A 22,399-nucleotide genomic window follows, 5' to 3' on the forward strand; every position below is an offset into this window, starting at 1 on the left:
GGCTAAAAACGTACGTGAGCAATTGAGCAATTATTATCCTTAAGGGGCCCCGGTCGCAAGCTGAACAGGCCGCGGCCGAGGGCCCGGACCGCTTTATGGTCAACGCTAAGTAAATCAAAATGCAGCCGAAATTGGCGTGGTGCCGGGCTGCGTGTGTCCAGAAAAAGCCACGATGTGGCGGGCCATCACGTAAGCCGGCCGCGATCCCCCGGCCGCACTACCCGAGCCGGCGGCCGATCTCGAGAAACTTCTGACGGCGCTGGTCGCGGACCGCCTTGGAATCGAGGCTTCGCAGATCGTTGAAGGCCTGGGCGATGGCGTCGCCCGTTCGCGCGACCATGGCGCCTGGATCGCGGTGCGCGCCGCCCGAAGGTTCTTTGAGAATGGTGTCGATCACGCCAAAGCGGGCGAGATCCTGCGCGGTAATCTTGAGGTTGGTGGCGGCTTCCTGAGCCTTCGCCGGGTCGCGCCACAGAATCGAGGCAGCACCCTCCGGCGAGATGACGCTGTAGACCGCGTGTTCCAGCATCAGCACGCGATTTGCAGTTGCGATTGCGATCGCGCCGCCGGACCCGCCCTCGCCGATGACGACGGCAACGTTGGGGACGCCGAGATTGAGGCACGCATCGGTGGATCGCGCGATGGCTTCCGCCTGACCGCGCTCCTCCGCGCCGATGCCGGGATAGGCGCCAGCGGTGTCCACCAGCGACAGCACCGGAATGCTGAAACGATCCGCCATTTCCATCAGCCGCACGGCTTTTCGATAGCCTTCAGGCTTGGCCATGCCGAAATTGTGCTTGAGCCGGGTTTCGGTGGTCGACCCCTTTTCCTGGCCGATGACGCAAATGCTTTCGCCCCTGAAACGTCCAAAGCCACCGACCAGCGCATCGTCGTCGCCGAACTTGCGGTCGCCCGCGAGTGGCGTGAACTCGGTGATCAGCGTCTTGATATAGTCGACGCAGTGCGGCCGCAGCGGATGACGCGCGACCTGGGTCTTCTGCCAGGGTGTCAGATTGGCATAGAGGTCGTCGAGCGCCTGCAACGCCTTGTCCTCGATGCGTGATACTTCCTCGCTGATGTCGCTGCCGCTGGCGGCAAGCGCGCGCAGCTCGTCCACTTTGGCATCGAGCTCGGCAACAGGTTTTTCAAAATCCAGATAGCTACGCATCAGGTCCGGCATGTGACAAATATAGGGGACGGCGCGCTTGAGGCGAAGAGGCGCGCAAATGGATTCGGTCGATCGCGGTGGAGTGTCGATGAAGTCTTGGGAGGCCTTTCAAGTCAAGAAGCGGTCCCAAGTCAAGCGCCGCGATGAAAAGCACTGATTTTGCTGGTTCTTTTAATGTTCATTTGTCCGCCAGCGGATGCAGATCGCGGACCAGGCTCTTCAGCCGCTCCTCGACGATATGGGTATAGATCTGGGTTGTTGAAATATCCGTGTGGCCGAGCAGCGTCTGGACGATTCTCAGGTCGGCTCCATTGTGCAGCAGGTGCGATGCGAATGCGTGGCGCAGCACGTGCGGGCTGACCAGCCGCTGTGCAATGCCGGCGGCTCCCGCAAGTTCCTTGAGGTCGCGCGCGAAATGTTGCCGCGTCAGGTGTCCGCTTTCGCCCGATGACGGAAACAGCCATTTCGAGGCGGCGGAGTTTTTCTTCTGTTCGCGATGAACGTCCTCCAGCGCCGCGAGATAAACCGCCATGGCCTGCTTCGAGGTTTCGTTGAGCGGAACCAGCCGCTCCTTGTTGCCTTTGCCGCGCACGACGATCATGCGTGCATCGCGCCGCGCCGCCGACAGCGGCAGCGCCACCAGTTCGGAGACGCGAAGTCCCGTCGCATAGAGGATTTCGAGCAGGCAGGAGAGCCGCAACGCGCGCAGTTTTTGCAGCGGCGACTGCTCCGGCATGTCCGATGCGGTCTTCGCGTGCGTCAGAAGACGATCGACATCGGCGATCGACAGCACTTTCGGCAGCGCGCGGCCGCGCTTTGGGCCGGAAAGAATCGCAGCCGGATCGTCCGTGCGCACGCGCTCGCTCAAAAGAAAACGGAACAAGTGCCGTGTCGACGACAGCTTGCGCGCCACGCTCGACGATTTGAATCCGCGGGTGTCGAGGTCGGCCAGATAATCGCGCAGCAATTGAGTGTCCGCGTCGCGGAACGTCGAATTACGCCGCGCGAGGAATTCGGACAGGTCTTCGAGATCGCCGCGATAGGCGTCGAGCGTATTGCCGCCGGCGCCCTGTTCCGCGGCGAGCATGTCGAGGAACAGGCTGGCCAGCCGGGCATCGGAGGATTTGTCCGTCGGCATGATCCCCCACCGATCTATTTCTTGAGAAATTTATCGGGAGGAACGCTGACTGTCATTTCACGGGGCTTTGGATTAACGAAATTGGCGAGCGCGAAAATACCGCCATAGATCAGCCCGCCGATCACCGCGACGACAGTCAGGAAGCGAAACAGGCTGGGCATCGAGATGGCCTCGGAATTAACCTTTGAAGTACGGGCTCCAAAGCTCGTTAACCGGCAGAACGCGGCGGTTCAACGGTTCAAAGTACCAACATGTTCGCGCCGTTTCGGCAAGAGTCTCTGGCAACGGGATCGGCAGGAGTAGTATAGGTGGCCAATCAGCCGCACCAGCGGCAAATCGAGCCCTTAAAGATGACCGAGACTGCGGCCAGACATCAGGACGGCGCGACCCAGGAGACCGACATTGTAGCGGCTCTGGGCGGCCGGTCGGTTGTGCTTGTCGGCATGATGGGATCGGGCAAATCGACCATCGGACGCAGGCTCGGCGCGCGGCTGCACGTCCCGTTTCTGGATGCCGATCATGAAATCGAGATCGCACACGCGGGCCTGACTGTCTCCGAGATATTCGCCCAGCACGGTGAGCCGTATTTTCGCGACGGTGAGGCGCGGGTGATCGCGCGCCTGCTGGAGGGCGGCTCTTGCGTGATCGCGACCGGCGGCGGTGCGTTCATGCGCGAGGAGACGCGCAACCGGATTCGCGACAAGGCCGTCTCGGTCTGGCTGCAGGCGGACGGCGATGTCATCCTGAAGCGGGTCAAGCGCCGCGCCGACAGGCCGCTGCTGCAAACGGCCGATCCTGCTGCGACCATCGAGCGGCTGATCGGCGAGCGCAGTCCGTTTTATCAGTTAGCCGATCTCACCATTGCGTCGCGCGATGTGCCGCACGAGAAAATCGTCGATGAAGCCATCAGCGCGCTTCATGCCTATCTTCTGTCCGGTGGCGCGTCTTCACATTCCGCAAGCGAAACGAAATGACCGTTCCCATCAAGACTGCAAATCCGGTGACCGTCGACGTCGCCCTCGGCGACCGCGCCTATGACATTGTCATCGGCCGCGATGTGCTGCCGTCGCTCGGCCATCGCATCGCCGCGCTGCGGCCCGGCGCTCGCACGGCCATCGTGACCGATCGCACCGTCGCAAAGCACTGGCTTGCCAAAACCGAAGCCGCACTCGCGGATGCTGGCATCGCATCGTCGCGCATCGTGGTGGGCGAAGGCGAAGCATCCAAGAGCTACGCGGTGTTGCAGGAGGTGTCCGAGGCGCTGATCGCGGCGAAGATCGAGCGCAACGATCTGGTGATTGCGCTTGGCGGTGGCGTGATCGGCGATCTGGCCGGGTTCGCGGCATCAATCGTCCGGCGCGGCGTGGATTTCGTGCAGGTGCCGACGTCCCTGCTGGCGCAGGTCGATTCGTCGGTGGGCGGAAAAACCGGAATCAATTCACCGCACGGCAAGAATCTGGTCGGAGCGTTTCATCAGCCGGTGCTGGTGGTTGCGGATACGGCAGTGCTCGATACGCTTTCGCCGCGCCAGTTTCGCGCCGGCTACGCGGAAGTCGCCAAATATGGCGTGCTGGGCGATCTGGAATTTTTCGATTGGCTGGAAGCCAATCATTCGGGCATCTTCACGGGCGGAACTGCGCGCGAACATGCCATCGCGGCCAGTTGTCGCGCCAAGGCGGAGATCGTGGCGCGCGACGAGCGTGAAACCGGCGACCGCGCCTTGCTCAATCTCGGACACACCTTCGGCCATGCGCTGGAGGCCGCGACGGGTTTCTCCGACCGGCTGTTCCACGGCGAGGGCGTCTCGGTTGGCATGGTACTCGCCGCCGAGTTTTCGGCGCACCTGAATATGCTTCCCATATCGGATGCCGCGCGTGTGCAGCGTCATCTTGCGTCGGTCGGCCTGCCGACCCGTTTGCAGGACATCGCGGGCTTTCAGCAGGAAGGCCTCGCGGATGCCGACGCGCTGCTGGCGCTGATGGCGCAGGACAAGAAGGTGAAGCGCGGACGTCTCACGTTCATCCTGCTGGAAAAGATCGGCAAGGCGGTGATCGCCAACGATGTCGATCCGTCCGCGGTTCGTGATTTCCTTCAAGAAAAATTATCGGGATAACGACGACGCAGTCGCGGGACAAACATGAACTCAGCTGTCGTCAACCTGCTCATCGCCATTCTTCTGCTCGCGGCCAACGCATTTTATGTGGCGGCGGAATTTGCGCTGGTGAAAAGCCGCGGGTTTCGCGTCAAGGCCATGGCCGAGCAGAACCGTTTCGGCGCGCGCCTGCTGATGAAAATGATGGGCAACATGGAGGCCTATCTCGCGTGCTGCCAGCTCGGCATCACCATGGCCTCACTCGGTCTGGGCTGGGTTGGCGAGCCGACTGTCGCGGCGTTGCTTCGGCCTGTTCTCGAACCGCTCGGGATGCCGGAATCCGCTTTGCATTTTACGGCATTCCTGACCGGCTTTCTGGTGTTCTCCTCGTTGCATATCGTCATCGGCGAGCAGGTGCCGAAAACGCTTGCGATTCGACAGCCTGTGCCGGTCTCGCAATGGATCGCGTATCCGCTGTATGCATCTTATCTTGTTCTTTATCCGCTGAACTGGCTGCTGAACGGTGCGTCGCGCGCAATTTTGCGGATGCTTGGCGTGAAGGAATCGTCGCAGAACGAAATCCTCACCGACTCCGAAATCGAAGGGCTCGTGGAGGAATCAGCCGAGCACGGCAAAATGGAGATTGGCGAGGCCGAATACATCCAGAACGTCTTCCGCTTTGGCGACCTCGCGGTATCCGACGTGATGGTTCATCGCACCAAGATGGTCAGCGTCAACGCGGACGGGCCGCCCGATGCGGTCATCCGTGGAATTCTCGAATCGGAATACACCCGTATCCCGCTGTGGCGCGAGAAGCCGGAGAACATCATCGGCGTCCTTCACGCAAAGGATCTGCTTCGCGCTATCCGGACGACGGACGGGGATCTCTCCAAGATCGATGTCGCAGCCATCGCGTTGACGCCGTGGTTCGTGCCCGAGATGCGGCCGTTGTCGGAACAGCTCAAGGCGTTCCGCCGCCGCAAGACGCATTTCGCCCTCGTGGTGGACGAGTACGGCGAGGTCGAAGGCATGGTGACGCTGGAAGACATTCTGGAAGAAATCGTCGGCGATATTTCCGATGAGCACGATGTCGTGGTCGCAGGTGTCCGTGCACAGCCGGATGGTTCTGTCGTCGTCGACGGTTCGGTGCCGATCCGCGATCTCAATCGCGCAATGGACTGGCATCTGCCGGACGAGGAAGCCACCACCATCGCGGGTCTCGTGATTCATGAGGCGCGCTCGATCCCGGATCGCGGCCAGAGTTTCACGTTTCACGGTTTCCGGTTCAGGGTGCTCAGGCGCGAGCGAAACCGCATCACGGCGCTGCGAATCGTGCCGTTGCCGCGCGAAAGCGACGTGCCGGAGAAAAAGCCGAAGGCGGGAACGTCGTTCTAGTGTCCCGTATCCGACGTTCGATTCACTCCGCAGCGCCTTCCGAACGAACGTCGGATACGAAAGGACACTAGCAAATTATAATTCTAGTGATCCTTTGGTTCTGACATTCGTAAAAGGGCCTACGAAGGATATGATACGAATGTCAGAACCGGATCACTAGCGGCTCGGCAATCTCTCAGTGCTTGCAGGCTTCCGCAGGGGCAGGACGCCGGGCATTTTCTCCTGGCGCATGTGCGTGGATCGCCAGCGCGTGGACGGAACCGGACAGTTCGGCCGTCAGTACCGAATTTATCATCCGATGGCGGTCGATCCGGCTCTTCCCTTCGAACGCTTTCGACACAATATAAACCCGAAAGTGCGTCTCGCCGCCCGGCCTGTGGCCTGCGTGGCCTTCGTGTAGATGGGATTCATCTGCGACATCGAGGCTTTCCGGCGCGAAAGCTTCGCTCAACTTCTTTGTGATGTGATCTTTTGCGGTCATGATCTGCGCAATATCGCGCGTTATTCGTTCAGGTCAATGACCGTTTCAATTGCGATTCACCGTCACGGCGATGTATAGTCCGCGACCGAGAAAATTCGCGTCAAAACCTGAAGCTCCCAACAAGGCGTCGTGATATTCCATGGCTATCGACTCATCCAAATTCTTCGACAGCATCCGCATCAAGCCCAACAAGCTGAGCGCGAAGCAGCAGGCTGCTGCGCGCGAGGAAGCTGTGATGTGCGAGGCGCCAGGCTGCAAGAACAAGGGCGGGCATCGCGCGCCCAAGGGCCGTGGCCACGAGAAAGAGTACTGGCATTTCTGTCTCAATCACGTTCGCGAATACAATCAGGGCTACAATTTCTTTCAGGGCATGGCGCCTGACGCGGTTGCCAGCTACCAGAAGGATGCGCTGACCGGCCATCGTCCGACGTGGAAGATGGGCGCGAACGGCGGCAAGAAAAGCAAAGCCAATCCCGATCTCGACACTGCGTCCGATCCTTTCCATGTGTTCAGCGAACTGAACGGGCGCGGCAAATGGCGGCCGGGTCCGGGCTCGAATACCGAGGAGCCGAAGGCCGAGACTCGCAAGATTTTCAACGCCGAGAAGAAGGCGTTGATTGTGATGGGGCTCGGCCCCGATGCGACGCTTGAGACGGTGAAAGCGAAGTACAAGATGCTGGTGAAGCAGCATCATCCCGATGCCAATGGCGGCGACCGCTCCACCGAGGATCGCCTGATCGAGATCATCAAGGCCTACAACTATCTCAAGACGGTCGTGCGCGGCGCGTCCTGACCTCAGGCTTTTTAGCGTTTTTTGACGCCCGCGTTTTCCCCGCCGCTTTGCGCGCGTGATAGGTCAGCGCCAGCCCGATGCAGTGGCGCAGCGCCTTTTCGGGAATTTTCGCTGCGGCGTCGAACAGGATGCTGCGGTTGCCGCCATACACCATTTGCGTCGGGTAAAGTTCGCGGAATGTCGCGACCAGATCGGTCTGGCAATGGAAATACATTGCCACGCGCGCATCTTCCGATTTCACGCTGTCGATCCTGATGGTGCTGCCGCTGCCGGACGCGGTGGTGAGATAGCTGGGCTGGCCCCATTTCAGCGTCTCTTCGAGCGGACCCACGCCGTCGAGATGTGCAGCGGTCTCGAAGATGATCGTGCGCAGGGCCATCAGTCTGGCGCGGATTTGATCGGGATAGGCGGCAAACACCTTCGCGACATTTTTGTCGTGGAAAGGCTCGCCGCGGTCCGTGCTTCGCTTCACGAAAGTCCTCCGCTATCGGACCTGGGAATCCGTCGGCGGCTGCGCCAGACCTGCACGGCGAGGACGATGCATCCGATGGCGATGATGCCGCTGGCCAGTGGCAATCCATAATGCTCGATCCTCGCGCCCCATTTCTCGGCGGCGGAGCCGGCCAGCACGCCCGGCAGCACATGCGCGGGCGCCCAGAAAAGAATGGCGATGATGTTCAAGGGGAAAAATCGCCACGGTGGCATGCCCAGCACACCGGCGATCATGGGGACCACGGCACGTATGGGGGCAATGAACCGCGCGAAGATGACAGCGAAAGCCCCATAGCGTTCGAAGAGCATTTCGCTTTGCTGAGTGACGGCGGGATATTTCGACATTGGCCATGCCGACAACACGTCGCGCTGTTTCTTGTGACCGATCCAGTAGCCCAGCCCGTCGCCGATGATCGCGCCGAGAATGGCCGCCGTCAGGATCGGCGCAAGCTTGAGGCCGCCGCCGGGCACCAGCGCGCTGAGGGCTACAATGACGGTCGATCCGGGGATGAGCGAGCCGAGAATCGGGATGGCTTCCAGAAGCGCCGCCAGGAAGATCACGCCGTAGGCGATTTCGCTGTGAAGCGATACGAAGCCGATCAGTTCACTGAGATACGAACTCACACGACCCCCGCGCTGGCGCGATTCCTGAGGTTTCAACATACACCGGGCAACCCGGCATCAAAGCGACCGAAGGGCCGCAAGCCGGCGAATTCCGCCCTGCGCGAATCCGGTCTGCCTCGCGGCAATCGCAGGGCAGACCTACCAAAGGCGCGGAAAAGGCTTATCTCAATGAAAAGACAATGGAACTTTCGTTGCCCGGCGGGCTTCTGCCATCCGCATCTGTCTGCTAGGTTGAAACACGCACCCCACCCGCAGCAAGCACGTCTGGCCCCGGGAGAATCCGGGACCACGGAGGATTGATGACCGCCGCCATGACCAAGTCGCAGGAACCCGCAGGCCTCCCTGACATGAAGGTGTCTGTTCGTCAGGTCTTCGGGATCGACAGTGACCTCGAAGTCCCCGCTTATTCCAATGGCGATCCGCATGTACCGGATATCGATTCGGACTATCGTTTCGACCGCGCCACCACGCTTGCCATTCTCGCCGGATTCTCGAAGAACCGCCGCGTCATGGTCACCGGTTTTCACGGCACCGGTAAATCGACCCACATCGAGCAGGTCGCGGCGCGGCTGAACTGGCCCTGCGTGCGCGTCAATCTCGACAGCCACATCAGCCGTATCGATCTCGTCGGCAAGGATTCAATCGTCGTTCGCGACGGCAAGCAGGTCACCGAATTCCGTGACGGCATTTTGCCGTGGGCGCTTCAGCACAACATCGCGCTGGTGTTCGACGAATACGACGCCGGCCGTCCGGACGTGATGTTCGTGATTCAGCGCGTGCTGGAAGTGTCCGGCCGCCTCACGCTGCTCGACCAGAACAAGGTCATCAAGCCGCATCCGGCGTTCCGGCTGTTTTCGACCGCGAACACGATCGGTCTGGGCGACACCTCGGGCCTCTATCACGGCACCCAGCAGATCAACCAGGGTCAGATGGACCGCTGGTCGATCGTCACCACGCTGAACTATCTGCCGCACGATGAAGAAGTCGAAATCGTTCTTGCCAAGGCGAAGCACTATCGCACGGACGCAGGCCGCGACATCGTCAACAAGATGGTTCGCCTTGCGGATCTGACGCGTAACGCCTTCGCCAACGGCGATCTCTCCACCGTCATGTCGCCGCGTACCGTGATCACGTGGGCGGAGAACGCGGAGATTTTCGGCGATCTCGGTTTTGCCTTCCGCGTCACCTTCCTGAACAAATGCGACGAGCTTGAGCGCCCGCTGGTGGCTGAGTTCTATCAGCGCTGCTTCAATGCGGAGCTGCCGGAGAGCGCAGTCAACGTGGCCTTGAGCTAGGATTTGCCTCTCCCCGTGATCGGGGAGGAAAGGTTTTATGAGCACGTCCAATACCAAGTTCAGGACCGGGTCGAAGGAATCGCCAACGGAGCCGTTCAAGCGGGCGGTGACGTCGGCATTGCGGGCCATCGCCAAGCAGCCTGAACTTGAAGTCACGTTCGCCGCGGAGCGTCCGGGCCTGTCGCCGGGCAAGGCGCGGCTGCCCGAACCGGCACGCAAGCTGACCCGCAAGGACGCTGCCATCGTGCGTGGTCATGCGGATTCGATTGCGCTGCGCGTGGCCTGTCACGATCCCAAGGTTCATCGCAAGCTGGCGCCGGGCAATCCGCAGGCACGAGGCGTGTTCGACGCGGTCGAACAGGCCCGCGTCGAGGCCATCGGCGCGAAACGCATGAGCGGCGTCGCCAAGAACCTGACCGCGATGCTCGACGATCATTTTCATCGCGGCAAGTACGACGAGATCACCGACCGCGCCGACGCGCCGCTGGCCGACGCGCTGGCGATGCTGGTGCGCGAGCGCCTGACTGGCCTCACGCCGCCGGTTGCCGCGCGCAAGATGGTCGATCTGTGGCGGCCTGTTCTTGAAGACAAGATCGGGCCGCGCCTCGACGTGCTCAAGAATTTTACCGAGGACCAGTCGCGGTTTGGTGACGCGATCCATGACTTGCTGCAGGCGCTGGAGCTTGGCGACGACAGAAACGCGGATCAGGACGAGGACGACAATCAGGACGAGAATCGCGACGGCGAGAAAGACCAGTCCGGCGCGGACGGTTCTCCCGAAGGCGATTCCGGCGAGGAAATGAGCGCAGATCAGGCCCAGTCCTCCACCGAGGAAATGTCGGAAAACGCCATGGAAAGCGCGCAGGCGTCCGCCAGCGACGCCTTCGATGACGACGAGATGAGCGACGACGAAACGCCCGGCGAGGCTCAGCGTCCGCCCAGTCGCGGCGCGAACGAACATCGCGGGCCGGAGTATCATGCCTTCGCGCCGAAATTCGACGAGGTCGTTTCGGCGGAAGACCTTTGCGAGCACGACGAACTGGAGCGGCTGCGCAGCTATCTCGACAAGCAGCTCGCGCATTTGCAGCATATCGTCGCGCGGCTGGCCAACCGTCTTCAGCGCAAATTGATGGCGCAGCAGAATCGCGCCTGGGAGTTCGATCTCGAGGAAGGCATCCTCGATCCGGCGCGGCTGTCGCGCGTCGTCACCGATCCGTATCATCCGCTCTCGTTCATGCACGAGAAGGAAGCGACATTCCGCGACACGGTGGTGACCTTGCTGCTCGATAATTCCGGCTCGATGCGCGGACGTCCGATCACTGTGGCGGCGACATGTGCCGACATCCTGGCGCGGACGCTGGAGCGCTGCGGCGTCAAGGTCGAGATTCTCGGCTTCACCACGCGGGCGTGGAAGGGCGGTCAGTCGCGCGAGGCGTGGCTGGCGGCAGGCAAGCCCGCCAATCCGGGCCGCCTCAACGACCTGCGGCACATCATCTACAAGTCCGCCGATGCGCCATGGCGTCGCGCGCGGAAAAATCTTGGGCTGATGATGCGCGAGGGTCTGCTCAAGGAAAATATCGACGGCGAGGCGCTCGACTGGGCGCATAAGCGGCTGCTCGGGCGCTCCGAGCAGCGCAAGATCCTGATGATGATTTCTGACGGCGCGCCGGTCGATGACTCCACGCTGTCGGTCAATCCGGGCAATTACCTCGAGCGGCATCTTCGCCATATCATCGAAGAGATCGAGACCCGCTCGCCGGTCGAATTGATCGCAATCGGCATCGGCCACGACGTCACGCGCTATTACCGGCGTGCGGTGACCATCGTGGACGCCGAAGAACTCGGCGGTGCGATCACCGAGAAGCTGGCCGAACTGTTCAGCGAAACCCAGGTGGAATCGTCGTCGCCATCGCGCCGGCGCAGACTTCATTCCTGAAACATGACCCGCAAACTTAGTCGACGGCGTTTTCTAAGGAATGCCGCGACGGTGCTTCCGGCCGGCATGATGGCGCTCACAGCCGAATCTGCCACGGCGCAATCGGCCTCCGTCGAGGTGAATGCGCGTCCGATCCAGTCTTTCGATCCCCGTGACCCGTCTCATGTCCGTTATGGCTCGCTGGAGTTTCGCAGCGGACTTATTCTCACGTCCCCGTTTCGGCGCTTCGGTGGTCTGTCGGGGTTGCGGCTTGATAAAAAAGGCGAGCGGTTCATCACCATCAGTGACAAGGGCCACTGGTTTACAGGGCTGATTGTCTATCGGGGCAAACGCCTGGCCGGATTGGCCGATGTGAAATCCGCGCCGATGCTCGACAGCGACGGCAAGAGAATTACCACACGCGGCTGGTTCGACAGCGAGTCGCTCGCGCTCGACGGGTCGACGGTTTATGTGGGCCTTGAACGCGTCAACCAGATCCTGCGGTTCGATTTCAGCAAGGGCGGTATTCTTTCGCGCGGTCAGGTTGTGCCGGTGCCGCCCGATGTCGGCAAGCTGCCGTTCAACAGAGGCCTTGAGGCACTGGTGTTCGTGCCGAAGGGGCAGCCGCTCGGCGGCACGCTGATTGCGATTTCAGAGGCGGGGCTGGATGCGGCGGGAAACATTCAGGGCTTTCTGATCGGCGGCCCGACGCCGGGCCAGTTCACGGTGGCGCGGACAAAAAAATTCGACATCAGCGACGCTGTTTTGCTGCCGTCCGGCGATCTGTTGCTGCTGGAGCGAAAGTTCTCGCTGCTCGAAGGTGTCGGCATTCGCATCCGTCGCGTGCCGATAAAGTCCATTGTTCCGGACGCCGTAATTGACGGACCGGTGATCTTCGATGTGGATCTCGGATACGAGATCGACAACATGGAAGGCATCGACGCGCATGTCACTGAAGACGGCGAAACTGTCCTGACCATGGTCTCGGACGATAATTTCTCGATGATCCAGCGCACGCTGTTGCTTCAATTCACGCTGGTCGATCCGTAAAACAGAAAAAGCCGGGCTTTCGCCCGGCCTTTTCAAAATCGGATTGTCGGCCGAAAGATCAGCTCGCCGCGGCGAGCTTCTTCTTTTCGATCTGACGCTTCAGCTCCAGCGCCTTCGGCGACAGATCGTCGGCGCTTGCCTTGGTCAGGAACGCATCGAGGCCGCCGCGATGATCGACAGTCTTCAGCGCGTTGGTCGACACGCGCAGGCGCACCGAGCGGCCCAGCGAGTCCGAGATCAGCGTGACGTTGCACAGGTTCGGCAAAAACCGGCGCTTGGTCTTATGGTTCGAGTGGCTGACCTTGTGGCCAACCTGAGGGCCCTTGGCCGTCAATTCGCAGCGCCGAGACATAGTGTAATCCTTTGGCGAAATCTTGTGTCGCCCCGGACCACCCGAAGGGGTCGCGTGGGGTTTTGGAACCGTCCATTTCAGGAACGCCGGAGCTATAAGGGTCCAGCCGCCCAGCGTCAAGGTTGGGAGGCGATTTCGGCGGTTTATCCGGCCATGGCGGACGCGATCGGCCACCGGGCAGGAATGGCGATTTTCCCCGTCAAACCAGTGATTTCCTAACATATAATCGACGTAATCCCTGACCAGACAGGGTATCAGCGGGCCTTCGGAAATTCCTTTTGCGGCCTCTGCGCCGCACCGATGGTTCCGGCTGAAATTGCTTGCTTACAGATATATTGGCCCAACAGGACTTTTGTCAGTGGATATGCCCTGGTTCCCAAGGTTCGCCCGGTCAGTCTCCTGGATAGCCCGGTCTGAACTTCTCCTGCTGGGCGCGCTGCTCGCTTGCGCCGGGTCGGCCATGCCGGCCGGGTCCGCCAGTGCCCAGGGCCGGCTGGATGCCAAGTACGAAGCCTCGCTTGCCGGACTGCCGATCGGCAAGGGTGCCTGGGTAGTGGATGTTTCCGAAGACCAGTATTCGGCAGCCGTCAGCGGAGCCACCACAGGGCTGATGAAGTCCATCGGCGGAGGCAACGGCACCGGTACGGCGCAAGGCCGCATCACCGCCGGCCAGTTCGCGCCGCTGAACTACATCTCGACGATCAATTACGGGAAGAAGGCCGAGATCATTCGCATCGCGCTCTCGGGCGGCAATGTGAAAGAGTCCGCCATCGAGCCGGAGCCGCCGGAAAATCCGGAACGAATTCCGCTGACCGACGCGCATCGCCGCAATGTCCTCGATCCGATGACGGGTTCGCTGCTGCGCGTGGCGGGAACGGGCGATCCGGTCAGTCCCGAGGCATGCCGCAACAAGACGATGTCGGTCTTCGACGGCAGGATGCGCTACGATCTGCGTCTCGACTACAAGCGCATGGAAACGGTCAAGGCCGAGAAGGGCTACCATGGCCCTGTGGTGGTCTGTGCGGTCTACTTCACGCCGATCGCGGGCTACGTTCCCGATCGCGCCTCGATCAAGTACGTCACCGCTCAGCGCGACATGGAGATATGGTTTGCGCCGATCGCCGGAACGCGCGTGCTCGTTCCTTACCGGATTGCGATTCCGACCCCGCTCGGCACCGGCATGATCGAAGCGACGGAGTTCATCTCGGTGCAGAAGACGGCCAAAACAAACTGAAGCCGGCTGGCGGTCTGCGGCCATGCCCGGCGCAAGGATCCGGTGGCAAATCGCGCCCGTGACAAATCTTGTTTGTGAATCGGGTTGACTCTTCGGCCAATCCGATTCGACTCCGGTTTTAACGAATTCAGCTCATTTGCTGCTGGCGCGGAGTATCCTCAAACCTCATCTAGTATTGCTGGTCAGCAGATTGTGCGACATGTGGAGGTAATAAAGCCAAACACACCGCGAGTCAGCGATTCGGGCTTCTTTCGTTCCTTACTCGTTCCAAACCTTAAGTTGCGGCGTGAAAAACGTCGCATTGTGAGACACTTCCTTCAAACTGGCTGCGGCGTCCGCGTCGTGTGCGTCATGCGGACCTGTTGATTATGCCTCTGTCGTCTTCCGCTCCGCTGTTTCCGAATGATCGTGCTCCCGGCGCTGGCGTGACCGCAGTGCTGGGCCCGACCAACACCGGCAAGACCCACCTCGCGATCGAGCGGATGCTCGCCCACTCGTCGGGAATCATCGGTCTGCCGCTGCGCCTGCTGGCGCGCGAGGTCTACAACAAGATCGCTGCACGGGCAGGCACCGACTCGGTCGCGCTGATTACCGGCGAAGAGAAGATCAAGCCGCCGAAGGCGCGGTACTGGGTCTCCACCGTCGAGGCGATGCCGCGCGATCTCGACGTGTCGTTTCTAGCGGTAGATGAAATCCAGATCGCGGCGGACCTTGAACGCGGTCACGTCTTCACCGACAAGATCCTGAACCGGCGCGGCCGCGACGAGACGCTGCTGCTGGGTGCTGCCACCATGCGCCCGATCATCGAGCGGCTGCTGCCCGGCGCCAATATCGTGACGCGGCCGAGGCTCTCGCATCTCGAATTTGTCGGCGACCGCAAGATCACACGGCAACCAAGGCGCACCGCGATCGTCGCGTTCTCCGCAGACGAGGTCTACGCCATTGCCGAACTGATCCGGCGTCAGCACGGCGGCGCTGCCGTCGTTCTGGGATCGCTGTCGCCGCGCACCCGCAACGCGCAGGTGGACATGTTCCAGTCCGGCGACGTCGATTATCTGGTTGCGACAGACGCCGTCGGCATGGGCCTCAATCTCGATGTCGATCATGTGGCTTTCGCTTCCGACCGCAAATACGACGGCTATCAGTTCCGCCGATTGACGCCCGCAGAGTTCGCGCAAATTGCGGGCCGCGCGGGCCGCGCTACCCGCGACGGCACTTTCGGGACCACGGGCCGATGTGCGCCGTTCGAGCCGGAACTGGTCAACGCGTTGCAGAACCATACCTTCGACAGCGTGAAGATGCTGCAATGGCGGAATACGCGGCTGGATTTCGCGTCGCTGGCCGCACTTCAGGTCTCGCTGGCGCTCACGCCCAACCATGAAGTCCTGACCCGCGCGCCGGTCGCCGAGGACATTCGCGTGCTCGATCATGCCGCGCGCGACGAAGACGTCCGTGACATGGCCAAGGGCGCGGCCGCCGTCGAGCGGCTCTGGGAAGCCTGCCAGATTCCCGATTATCGCAAGCTGTCTCCGGCAGCCCACGCCGAACTCGTCACCACGCTGTTCGGATTTCTGATGCGCAAGGGCCGGCTTCCGGACGACTGGTTCGCCGCCCAGATCGCGCAAACCGACCGCACCGATGGCGATATCGACACATTATCGGCCCGGATCGCCCAGATTCGGACCTGGACGTTTGCGGCAAATCGCCCCGATTGGCTGGCGGATCCCGAGCACTGGCAGGGAATTGCCCGTGCGGTGGAAGATAAATTGTCGGATGCGCTCCATGAAAGGCTAACTGAGCGTTTCGTTGACCGCCGGACCAGTGTATTGATGCGCCGCTTGCGGGAAAACACGATGCTGAATACTGAAATTGGGAAGACCGGCGAAGTGATCGTAGAGGGCCATGTGATTGGCCGTCTCGACGGATTCATGTTCGCGCCGGAATCTGCTGAAGCGGGCTCGGATGCCAAGGCCTTGCAGGCAGCGGCGCTGAAGGCGCTGGCCGGCGAGATCGACGCGCGCGCCGAGAAATTGTCGAAGGCGCCGGACGATCAGTTCGTGCTGGCTTCCGATGGTACGCTGCGCTGGACCGGCGACGCCGTCGCCAAGCTCGTTGCGGCCGACAATGTTCTCAGTCCACGCATCCGCATCATCGCCGACGAGCGGCTGACCGGCGCATCGCGCGATGCCGTGCAGACGCGGCTCGATCTGTGGCTCAAGACGCATATTGAAAAGATTCTGGGGCCGCTGTTCGATCTGTCGAAGGCCGAGGACGTCACGGGCATCGCCCGCGGCATCGCCTTCCAGCTGATCGAGGCGCTCGGCGTGCTGGAGCGCGCGAAGATTGCCGCCGAGATGAAGGATCTCGATCAGCCGTCGCGTGCTTCGTTGCGCAAATACGGGGTGCGCTTCGGCGCCTATCATATTTTTCTCCCCGCACTGCTGAAGCCCGCGGCGCGCGGACTGGCGTCGCTGCTGATGGCGCTGAAGAACGACAACACCGACTGGTCGGCGCTGACCGGCGCGCAGCATCTGGCAGCGAGCGGACGCACGTCGTTTCCGGCGGACAAGGCACTCAATCAGGACGCCTATCGCACGCTCGGCTACAAGCTCGCCGGCGACCGCGCCGTGCGCGTCGATATTCTGGAGCGCCTCGCGGATTTGATCCGCCCCGCGCTGTCGTGGCGTCCGGGTTCGTCTGGCGACAAGCCTGCCGGCGCGTTCGATGGCCGCTCGTTCACCGCAACGCAGGCCATGACCTCGCTGACCGGTTCGGCCGGAGAGGATTTTGCGTCGATTCTGAAGGCGCTCGGCTATCGCATGGAGAAGCGGCCGCCGCTTCCGGTCGTCGCCGCTCCGCCTGCGGAAGTGAGCACTGAGGTCGCGACCGAGACGACGACAGAGGCGGCGATTGAATCCGATCCAGCCGGAGCTGGCGCTGTTGCGTCATCCGAGGCGGTCGCTGTCGCCCCGGAGGCTGCCGAAGCAACCGAGTCGATCGCCGACGTCACCAACGAGACTGCAATTTCTGCCGAGACGACCGCTGCGGATACATCCGCGGCGCGCTTGCCCGAAGTGGAGTTCGTTCCGGCATCAGCCGTTGTGGACCCTGTGGCCGAAGCGGTCACTGAGCAAGCATCGGCCGAGCCGGTCGCAGCTGCGGAGGCCGTCGCGGCCGATGTAGCTGAGACCGTTATCGCCGAAGCCGCTCCAGCGGAGCAGGCCGTTGCCGACGCAGCACCGGAACTGGTTGAAGTCTGGCGGCCCGGTGGTCGTTCGGATGAGCGCCGTCCGCGCCATGATCGCAGCCGTTACAAGGGCCCTGATAAATCGGCGACGCCCGCAACCGAAGGTGAAGCGCCTGCCGGTGGCGAAGAGAAGCGCGAACGTCACGGCCGTCATCGCCGCGACCGGAACAATGAGAACCGCCGGCCACGTGGTGATGCTCCGGCGGTTGCCGCCGAAGGCGCGTCCGCAGAACAGGCGCGTCCTCAGCGTCAGGATCAGCGCGACGACAGAGGCGGCCGTCCTCCGCGTGAGAGTTTCAAAGGCAAGGACCGCAATCAGGAACGCGGCAAGGGTAAGTTCGACAAACGTCCACGCGACGGACGGAAGGACGATCGCGACCGCGGCGGCGGTTCGCACCGGACCTATGCGACAAGCGCCACGCCGCGCGAGCGCGACCGCCCCGCGGATCCGAACTCGCCTTTTGCCAAGCTGGCGGCGCTCAAGGAGCAGCTCGCGGGTACTCGCAAGGAATAATCGGTGCGGCGATTCGCAAGTCCGCCTATTCCCTGATTGGCTCTCGTAGCGGACTTGTGAACCAAAGCCGCCCCGAAGTTATAGCTGCCGGTGTCCTTTCGAATCCGAAGTTCGCGACGGAAGGCGCTGCAAACACCAAGCGAACTTCGGATTCGGGACACCGGATTTGGATCGTCAGCGTCTCGACAAATGGCTGTGGCACGCGCGGGTCGTCAGGACCCGGACCGACGCCGCAGCCCTGGTCGCCAAGGGCCGCGTCCGTATCAACGGTGTGCGGCAGACGTCGCCAGGACACGCAGTGAAAGCAGGCGAGGTTCTGACTATTGCGCTCGACGGCCGGGTGCGCGTCCTGAAGATCACCGGATTTTCTGACCGGAGAGGGGACGCCGCTGCGGCGCAGGCGAGTTATGCTGATTTGCAATCGCTCCGGAAGTGATTATTTGCCAATAATCCCAAGCACAACCTCCCTTGCGGCGATGCACGTCCTGCGCTACGCCAAACCTCGAATTTAGACCTTCCGGAGCCTTGGATGACCTACGTCGTCACTGAAAACTGCATCAAGTGCAAGTACATGGACTGCGTGGAAGTTTGCCCCGTGGATTGCTTCTACGAGGGTGAGAACATGCTGGTGATCCACCCGGACGAATGCATCGACTGCGGCGTGTGCGAGCCTGAGTGCCCAGCGGATGCGATCAAGCCCGATACCGAACCAAGTCTCGAAAAGTGGCTTGAGGTGAATGCGGAATACGCCAAGTCGTGGCCGAACATCACCCAGAAAAAGGATGCGCCTGACGACGCGAAGGAATTCGACGGCGTCGAAGGCAAGTTCGACAAATATTTTTCTGCCAATCCCGGTTCTGGCGACTGAACTGGCCTGTTCGGTGTCTCGGGCCAGCGAGCCTGTGGCGCCCGCCATCGCGGATAACTTTTAACCCTACCGGCGATCAGAGCGGCGGTCGCCGCTGCACGGCATGCGCGGAAGGGCATAAATCATTGATTTTTGCGGGAAATGTGCTATTTTAGGCACATTCGTAGAGCCGAACCCCTTTTGTCCCCGTTTAGGGCCCCGACGGGTTCCCGATAAACCATTTTGAAACAGGGGCGTGGCGGTTCCACGCAGAGGCGCTGTGTCAGACAAATCGCGTCATAAAAAGAACTCCAAAATAAACGACAAGGGTTCCAAGGATAAGGGCACCAAGAAGACGTCAGCTGCGAGCCGCAGCGCGTCGAAGAAGGATGCTCGCGCGTCCGCTACACCCTCAAAAAACAAAAGAAGCACAATGCCGAACAAAAAGCCTGCAAAACCTGTCGCGAAGGCGCCCGCCAAGTCCGCTGCGAAGCCCTCGAAGACGGTGTCCAAGACGCCTGCCAAGACCGCCGTCGCCAAGACGCCCGCTCCAAAAGCTCCCGTGAAGACCGTCGCCGGCAAGCCTGCCGCGAAGCCGGTTGCCGCCGCACCGCGTGTGGAGGAGCCGAAGAAGCCTTTGACCCAGCGTCAGGGATTCAAGACCAACGAGTTCGTGGTGTATCCGGCGCATGGCGTCGGCCAGATTCTTGCGATCGAAGAGCAGGAAATCGCAGGCGCGCGGCTTGAGTTGTTCGTCATTACTTTCGTCAAGGACAAGATGACCTTGCGAGTGCCGACGGCGAAGGTCGCCAATGTCGGTATGCGCAAGTTGTCGGACCCGTCGCTGGTCAAGCGTGCGCTGGAGACCCTCAAGGGCCGCGCGCGCATCAAGCGCACGATGTGGTCGCGCCGCGCGCAGGAATACGAAGCGAAGATCAATTCGGGCGACATCGTCGCCATCGCGGAAGTGGTGCGCGATCTGTTCCGTTCGGAATCACAGCCCGAGCAGTCCTACAGCGAACGGCAGCTTTATGAAGCGGCGCTCGATCGTCTGTCGCGCGAAATCGCCGTCGTTCAGCACGTCACTGAAACCGAAGCGGTCAAGGAGATCGAGGCGAACCTTGCCAAGAGCCCGCGCCGCGGCGCCAAGACCGAAGCCGATGCCGGTGCGGAAGCGGCGGCGGACGACTCGGATGACAGCGACGGCGACGACTCTGTATCCGCGGACGAAGCGGCCTGATAAAGTTTTTTGACAATCAAGATTGAAAAAGCCCGGCTGCAGAGCCGGGCTTTTTGTTTAGTCCTGATTGATCGACGGTGCCGCAGGGTCAATCCACGACCAGTTTCACGCGTTCTCGCGGCTTCAGGGTGGAGCGCGCGTCGAGGCCGTTCAGCACGCGAAACCGGTCGACCGGACGATCTACGCCCTGCATCCGCTGCGCCATCGACTCCACCGTGTCTCCGGGCTGCACGGTCACGACCTTGATCCGCAACGGCCGCGCGGCCTGGATTTCGGCCAGCGTCAGCCGCCGGAATGAATTCACGGTGTCGCGGAAGCTGCGATCGCCCTCTGGCGTCTTTTTCTTCGCCGCGAAAATAAAGCGATAGACGTCGCTGCCGAAACGCAAGGCATAGATCTTGAACTGCCACTGATCGCCGCTTGCTGTCGCGGTCGCGGACGGAAACCCGTTGATGGTCAGATCCTCGGTTGAGGCCTTGTCGACGTTCTCCATCCAGCCGGAGTTCAGGTAATCGCCGAGCGTCTGTTCCGCCGGAACGCGCACCACATCGAAACGCATGGCCTGCGTGCCGCCTTCGCGAACGCCGACGACGGCCTGCGCCGTGTTCTCAAGCACGAAGCCGTCGGGTACCTGGAATGTGAAGCCGAGCTTGGGATGCAGAAAGCGCCGGCCGCGCACAAAGCCTTCGCTGGGGTCTTCGCCATACACGAGATTGTCGATGGCCGAGAGATAAGTGTCGCGGTCGCGTTCGTTGCTGTCGGGCGACGAATACTGACGCGCATTGGCCTGCGCGTTCTGCACCCGCTCCGGCGTGGCCGGATGCGACGACAGGAAGTCGAGCGAACGCGGATCGGCGGGAGCGCGGTTCGCCTTGAGGGCGGCGTTGCGCTCCATTGCCGTCAGAAAACGGGATGCGCCGAACGGATCGAACTTGGCGCGCGACGCGATGCTGACGCCGATGCCGTCGGCCTCGAATTCCTGCGTACGCGAGAAGCTCGCCATCGTCAGCTTGGTCTTGGCCAGCGCCAGCGCGCTCATGTCCGGGTCGTTGCCCATGTCGGCGACAACGCGCGTCACGACGGCAGCCTGCCGCGCCTGATCCTCGCGGATCGCGGCATGCTTGGCGAGCACATGCGCCATCTCGTGGGCGAGGACCGACGACAATTCCGACGTGTCGCTGGCGAGCGCGATCAGTCCGCGGGTGACATAAAGCTGTCCGGTGGGAAGCGCGAAGGCGTTGACTGCGCCCGAATTCAGGATCGTCACCTTGTAGGCGAGATCGGGACGGTCGGACGCAGCGACAAGGCGGTCGACCGTCTTGGTAATCAGGGCCTCGAGCCGCGGGTCGTCGTAGGAGCCGCCGTATGACGAGAGAATGCGCTCATGCTCGCGCTCGGTGGCCGGCGTCTGGGCAGCAGGCTTGTTGGGCTTGATCGGAGCAAGATTAGGGTTCGTCGCCGTTTGGAAGCGGCCCATGTCTCCGCAAGCGCCGAGCGTCAATGCGACGCACAGCGCGACCGCCGCATAAATGCGGCTCGGCCCTTTCTCGTTTTGCTGGCTCGCCGGTTCCGACACGCCGTTATTTGCCCTCATCCCTCGGCACGATGGATTTCGCGGTTAGATTATCCCGCAAGCCCGCATCTGCCGCCGTCATCAACTCAATCTGTCCCGGATACAATACCTCAATCCGGGGGCCGCCACGTCTCTCAATCCAGCCACGAACCATAATTCTCTTGTTTTTCAGAGACTTAAGATCGATTCCGGCGGCTTCGATGGACGGTATGATGCGCCTTGAAATGGTCACGGCAAAGTCCCGCGTCCATCGGCGGCCGAAATTGACGTAAAACGTCGCGCCAGCCAACCGGGCCGACGAAACAGTTCCTTCCACCACGGCAAACCGTCCCACTTGGGTCAAAATATCGTCGGGCCTTTCCGCGTTTTTTAAGGCGGCGGAACCGGCCCAAATGCCGCGCCTCGCGATGCGTGCGGTTGCCTCAGCAGCCCGCAATGTATCGGAACAGGCTTTGTCGGTCGCCTCCGCCCACACCAGCGCGTCGCCGCGCGCCAACAGTTCCGATTGGATCGAGACGGCATCTTTCAGGAAAACAAACGCACCCTGGCGCCCGTAACGATCCGGCGTGTCGGTAGCGCCGTGCAGCGTGACCTCGCGGCCGTCGATCAGCGATGTTAAAACGTCTTTGCCGGATACTGCGGCCTCGTTCGGCAGTTCGATTGCGGCGAGGCGCACCTCGCGCCCGTCGTCGAGGCGAAACGTTCGCGCGTCGAGAACGGCGCTCACCCGGCCTTCGCCTTGCAATGCGAGCGCGCACGATGCGCGAAGTTCGCCGCAACTGAACATCGTCAGCAGCGCCGCGCACCAGACCATCATTGGAATGCGTCGGGCAATCACAGACTGTCAGCCTTGCAGGCGCGGAAGCGGGCGTGGCGCGAAATCAATTTCGATCTGCGAAATGTGTTGCCCGTCGTCGCCGCGAGTCAAGCGTACCCGCATGCAAATCGG

General features: G+C 61.6%; 21 protein-coding genes. 12 read left to right on the top strand and 9 right to left on the bottom strand.

Going from position 1 to position 22,399, the window contains the following annotated elements:
• Nucleotides 1-217: 217 nt before the first annotated feature.
• The 3 genes from AC07UB_RS12675 to AC07UB_RS12685 all read right to left on the bottom strand — a co-directional run bounded on the left by AC07UB_RS12675 (nt 218) and on the right by AC07UB_RS12685 (nt 2,467).
• Entirely contained in the window at nt 218-1,180 is a 963-nt protein-coding gene (locus AC07UB_RS12675) for an acetyl-CoA carboxylase carboxyltransferase subunit alpha (protein WP_492791152.1), read from the bottom strand.
• A gap of 166 nt (nt 1,181-1,346) precedes the next feature.
• Nucleotides 1,347-2,306, bottom strand: a complete 960-nt coding sequence (gene xerD / locus AC07UB_RS12680; RefSeq protein ID WP_492791151.1) for a site-specific tyrosine recombinase XerD — start codon at nt 2,304-2,306, stop codon at nt 1,347-1,349.
• Between the two features lie 14 nt (nt 2,307-2,320).
• The gene (locus AC07UB_RS12685) at nt 2,321-2,467 is read right to left on the bottom strand and encodes a histidine kinase (protein ID WP_492791150.1); all 147 of its coding nucleotides are present in this window, start codon (nt 2,465-2,467) and stop codon (nt 2,321-2,323) included.
• Between the two features lie 189 nt (nt 2,468-2,656).
• Here AC07UB_RS12685 and AC07UB_RS12690 point away from each other — a divergent pair, with 189 nt between their 5' ends.
• Genes AC07UB_RS12690 through AC07UB_RS12700 form a run of 3 tightly spaced genes read left to right on the top strand, consistent with a single transcriptional unit; the run spans nt 2,657 to nt 5,793 of the window.
• Nucleotides 2,657-3,280 (top strand): shikimate kinase, encoded by a 624-nt coding sequence (locus AC07UB_RS12690; protein WP_492791149.1) that lies wholly within the window; start codon nt 2,657-2,659, stop codon nt 3,278-3,280.
• Entirely contained in the window at nt 3,277-4,419 is a 1,143-nt protein-coding gene (gene aroB / locus AC07UB_RS12695; protein ID WP_492791148.1) for a 3-dehydroquinate synthase, read from the top strand. Before AC07UB_RS12690 ends, aroB begins: the two co-directional genes overlap by 4 nt.
• Nucleotides 4,420-4,443: 24 nt before the next feature.
• Nucleotides 4,444-5,793 (top strand): HlyC/CorC family transporter, encoded by a 1,350-nt coding sequence (locus AC07UB_RS12700; protein ID WP_492791147.1) that lies wholly within the window; start codon nt 4,444-4,446, stop codon nt 5,791-5,793.
• A gap of 175 nt (nt 5,794-5,968) precedes the next feature.
• Here the strand turns inward: AC07UB_RS12700 and AC07UB_RS12705 are convergent, their stop codons facing one another.
• The gene (locus tag AC07UB_RS12705; protein WP_492791146.1) at nt 5,969-6,274 is read right to left on the bottom strand and encodes a BolA family protein; all 306 of its coding nucleotides are present in this window, start codon (nt 6,272-6,274) and stop codon (nt 5,969-5,971) included.
• Nucleotides 6,275-6,413: 139 nt separating this feature from the next.
• Here AC07UB_RS12705 and AC07UB_RS12710 point away from each other — a divergent pair, with 139 nt between their 5' ends.
• Nucleotides 6,414-7,067 (top strand): J domain-containing protein, encoded by a 654-nt coding sequence (locus AC07UB_RS12710; protein WP_492791145.1) that lies wholly within the window; start codon nt 6,414-6,416, stop codon nt 7,065-7,067.
• Here the strand turns inward: AC07UB_RS12710 and AC07UB_RS12715 are convergent.
• Both AC07UB_RS12715 and AC07UB_RS12720 read right to left on the bottom strand, forming a co-directional pair.
• Nucleotides 7,039-7,539 (bottom strand): DUF1801 domain-containing protein, encoded by a 501-nt coding sequence (locus tag AC07UB_RS12715; protein ID WP_492791144.1) that lies wholly within the window; start codon nt 7,537-7,539, stop codon nt 7,039-7,041. The two genes, AC07UB_RS12710 and AC07UB_RS12715, sit on opposite strands and share 29 nt — an antisense overlap.
• Nucleotides 7,536-8,183 (bottom strand): DedA family protein, encoded by a 648-nt coding sequence (locus tag AC07UB_RS12720; protein WP_492791143.1) that lies wholly within the window; start codon nt 8,181-8,183, stop codon nt 7,536-7,538. The genes AC07UB_RS12715 and AC07UB_RS12720 overlap by 4 nt, the downstream gene beginning before the upstream one ends.
• A gap of 299 nt (nt 8,184-8,482) precedes the next feature.
• On the opposite strand from AC07UB_RS12720, the gene cobS reads away from it, so the two are divergent.
• The 3 genes from cobS to AC07UB_RS12735 are packed head-to-tail and all read left to right on the top strand — an operon-like array spanning nt 8,483 to nt 12,443.
• The gene (gene cobS, locus AC07UB_RS12725) at nt 8,483-9,478 is read left to right on the top strand and encodes a cobaltochelatase subunit CobS (protein WP_492791142.1); all 996 of its coding nucleotides are present in this window, start codon (nt 8,483-8,485) and stop codon (nt 9,476-9,478) included.
• 37 nt (nt 9,479-9,515) lie between these two features.
• Entirely contained in the window at nt 9,516-11,414 is a 1,899-nt protein-coding gene (gene cobT / locus AC07UB_RS12730) for a cobaltochelatase subunit CobT (RefSeq protein WP_492791141.1), read from the top strand.
• Between the two features lie 3 nt (nt 11,415-11,417).
• Complete coding sequence (locus tag AC07UB_RS12735; protein ID WP_492791140.1) at nt 11,418-12,443, top strand: esterase-like activity of phytase family protein; 1,026 nt, start codon at nt 11,418-11,420, stop codon at nt 12,441-12,443.
• A gap of 58 nt (nt 12,444-12,501) precedes the next feature.
• On the opposite strand, the gene rpmB is transcribed toward AC07UB_RS12735, so the two are convergent.
• Nucleotides 12,502-12,795, bottom strand: a complete 294-nt coding sequence (gene rpmB, locus AC07UB_RS12740; protein ID WP_492791139.1) for a 50S ribosomal protein L28 — start codon at nt 12,793-12,795, stop codon at nt 12,502-12,504.
• 460 nt (nt 12,796-13,255) lie between these two features.
• On the opposite strand from rpmB, the gene AC07UB_RS12745 reads away from it, so the two are divergent.
• The 5 genes from AC07UB_RS12745 to AC07UB_RS12765 all read left to right on the top strand — a co-directional run bounded on the left by AC07UB_RS12745 (nt 13,256) and on the right by AC07UB_RS12765 (nt 19,877).
• Nucleotides 13,256-14,029 (top strand): DUF3108 domain-containing protein, encoded by a 774-nt coding sequence (locus AC07UB_RS12745; protein ID WP_494653271.1) that lies wholly within the window; start codon nt 13,256-13,258, stop codon nt 14,027-14,029.
• A 368-nt stretch (nt 14,030-14,397) separates the two neighbouring features.
• Complete coding sequence (locus tag AC07UB_RS12750; RefSeq protein WP_494653273.1) at nt 14,398-17,790, top strand: helicase-related protein; 3,393 nt, start codon at nt 14,398-14,400, stop codon at nt 17,788-17,790.
• Nucleotides 17,791-17,956: 166 nt separating this feature from the next.
• A complete protein-coding gene (locus AC07UB_RS12755; RefSeq protein WP_492791137.1) occupies nt 17,957-18,226 on the top strand; it encodes an RNA-binding S4 domain-containing protein in 270 nt (89 codons plus the stop codon).
• Between the two features lie 93 nt (nt 18,227-18,319).
• Nucleotides 18,320-18,658, top strand: a complete 339-nt coding sequence (gene fdxA, locus AC07UB_RS12760) for a ferredoxin FdxA (protein WP_006022415.1) — start codon at nt 18,320-18,322, stop codon at nt 18,656-18,658.
• Nucleotides 18,659-18,917: 259 nt separating this feature from the next.
• On the top strand, nt 18,918-19,877 hold the full coding sequence (locus tag AC07UB_RS12765) for a CarD family transcriptional regulator (protein ID WP_494653276.1): 960 nt from the start codon (nt 18,918-18,920) through the stop codon (nt 19,875-19,877).
• A gap of 88 nt (nt 19,878-19,965) precedes the next feature.
• Here the strand turns inward: AC07UB_RS12765 and AC07UB_RS12770 are convergent, their stop codons facing one another.
• Together AC07UB_RS12770 and AC07UB_RS12775 are read right to left on the bottom strand one after the other, a co-directional pair.
• On the bottom strand, nt 19,966-21,471 hold the full coding sequence (locus AC07UB_RS12770) for a M48 family metalloprotease (RefSeq protein WP_492791135.1): 1,506 nt from the start codon (nt 21,469-21,471) through the stop codon (nt 19,966-19,968).
• Nucleotides 21,458-22,264, bottom strand: a complete 807-nt coding sequence (locus AC07UB_RS12775) for a thermonuclease family protein (protein WP_492792719.1) — start codon at nt 22,262-22,264, stop codon at nt 21,458-21,460. The genes AC07UB_RS12770 and AC07UB_RS12775 overlap by 14 nt, the downstream gene beginning before the upstream one ends.
• Between the last annotated feature and the right edge of the window lie 135 nt (nt 22,265-22,399).

The organism is Afipia sp. GW821-FHT04G03 (assembly GCF_059419985.1).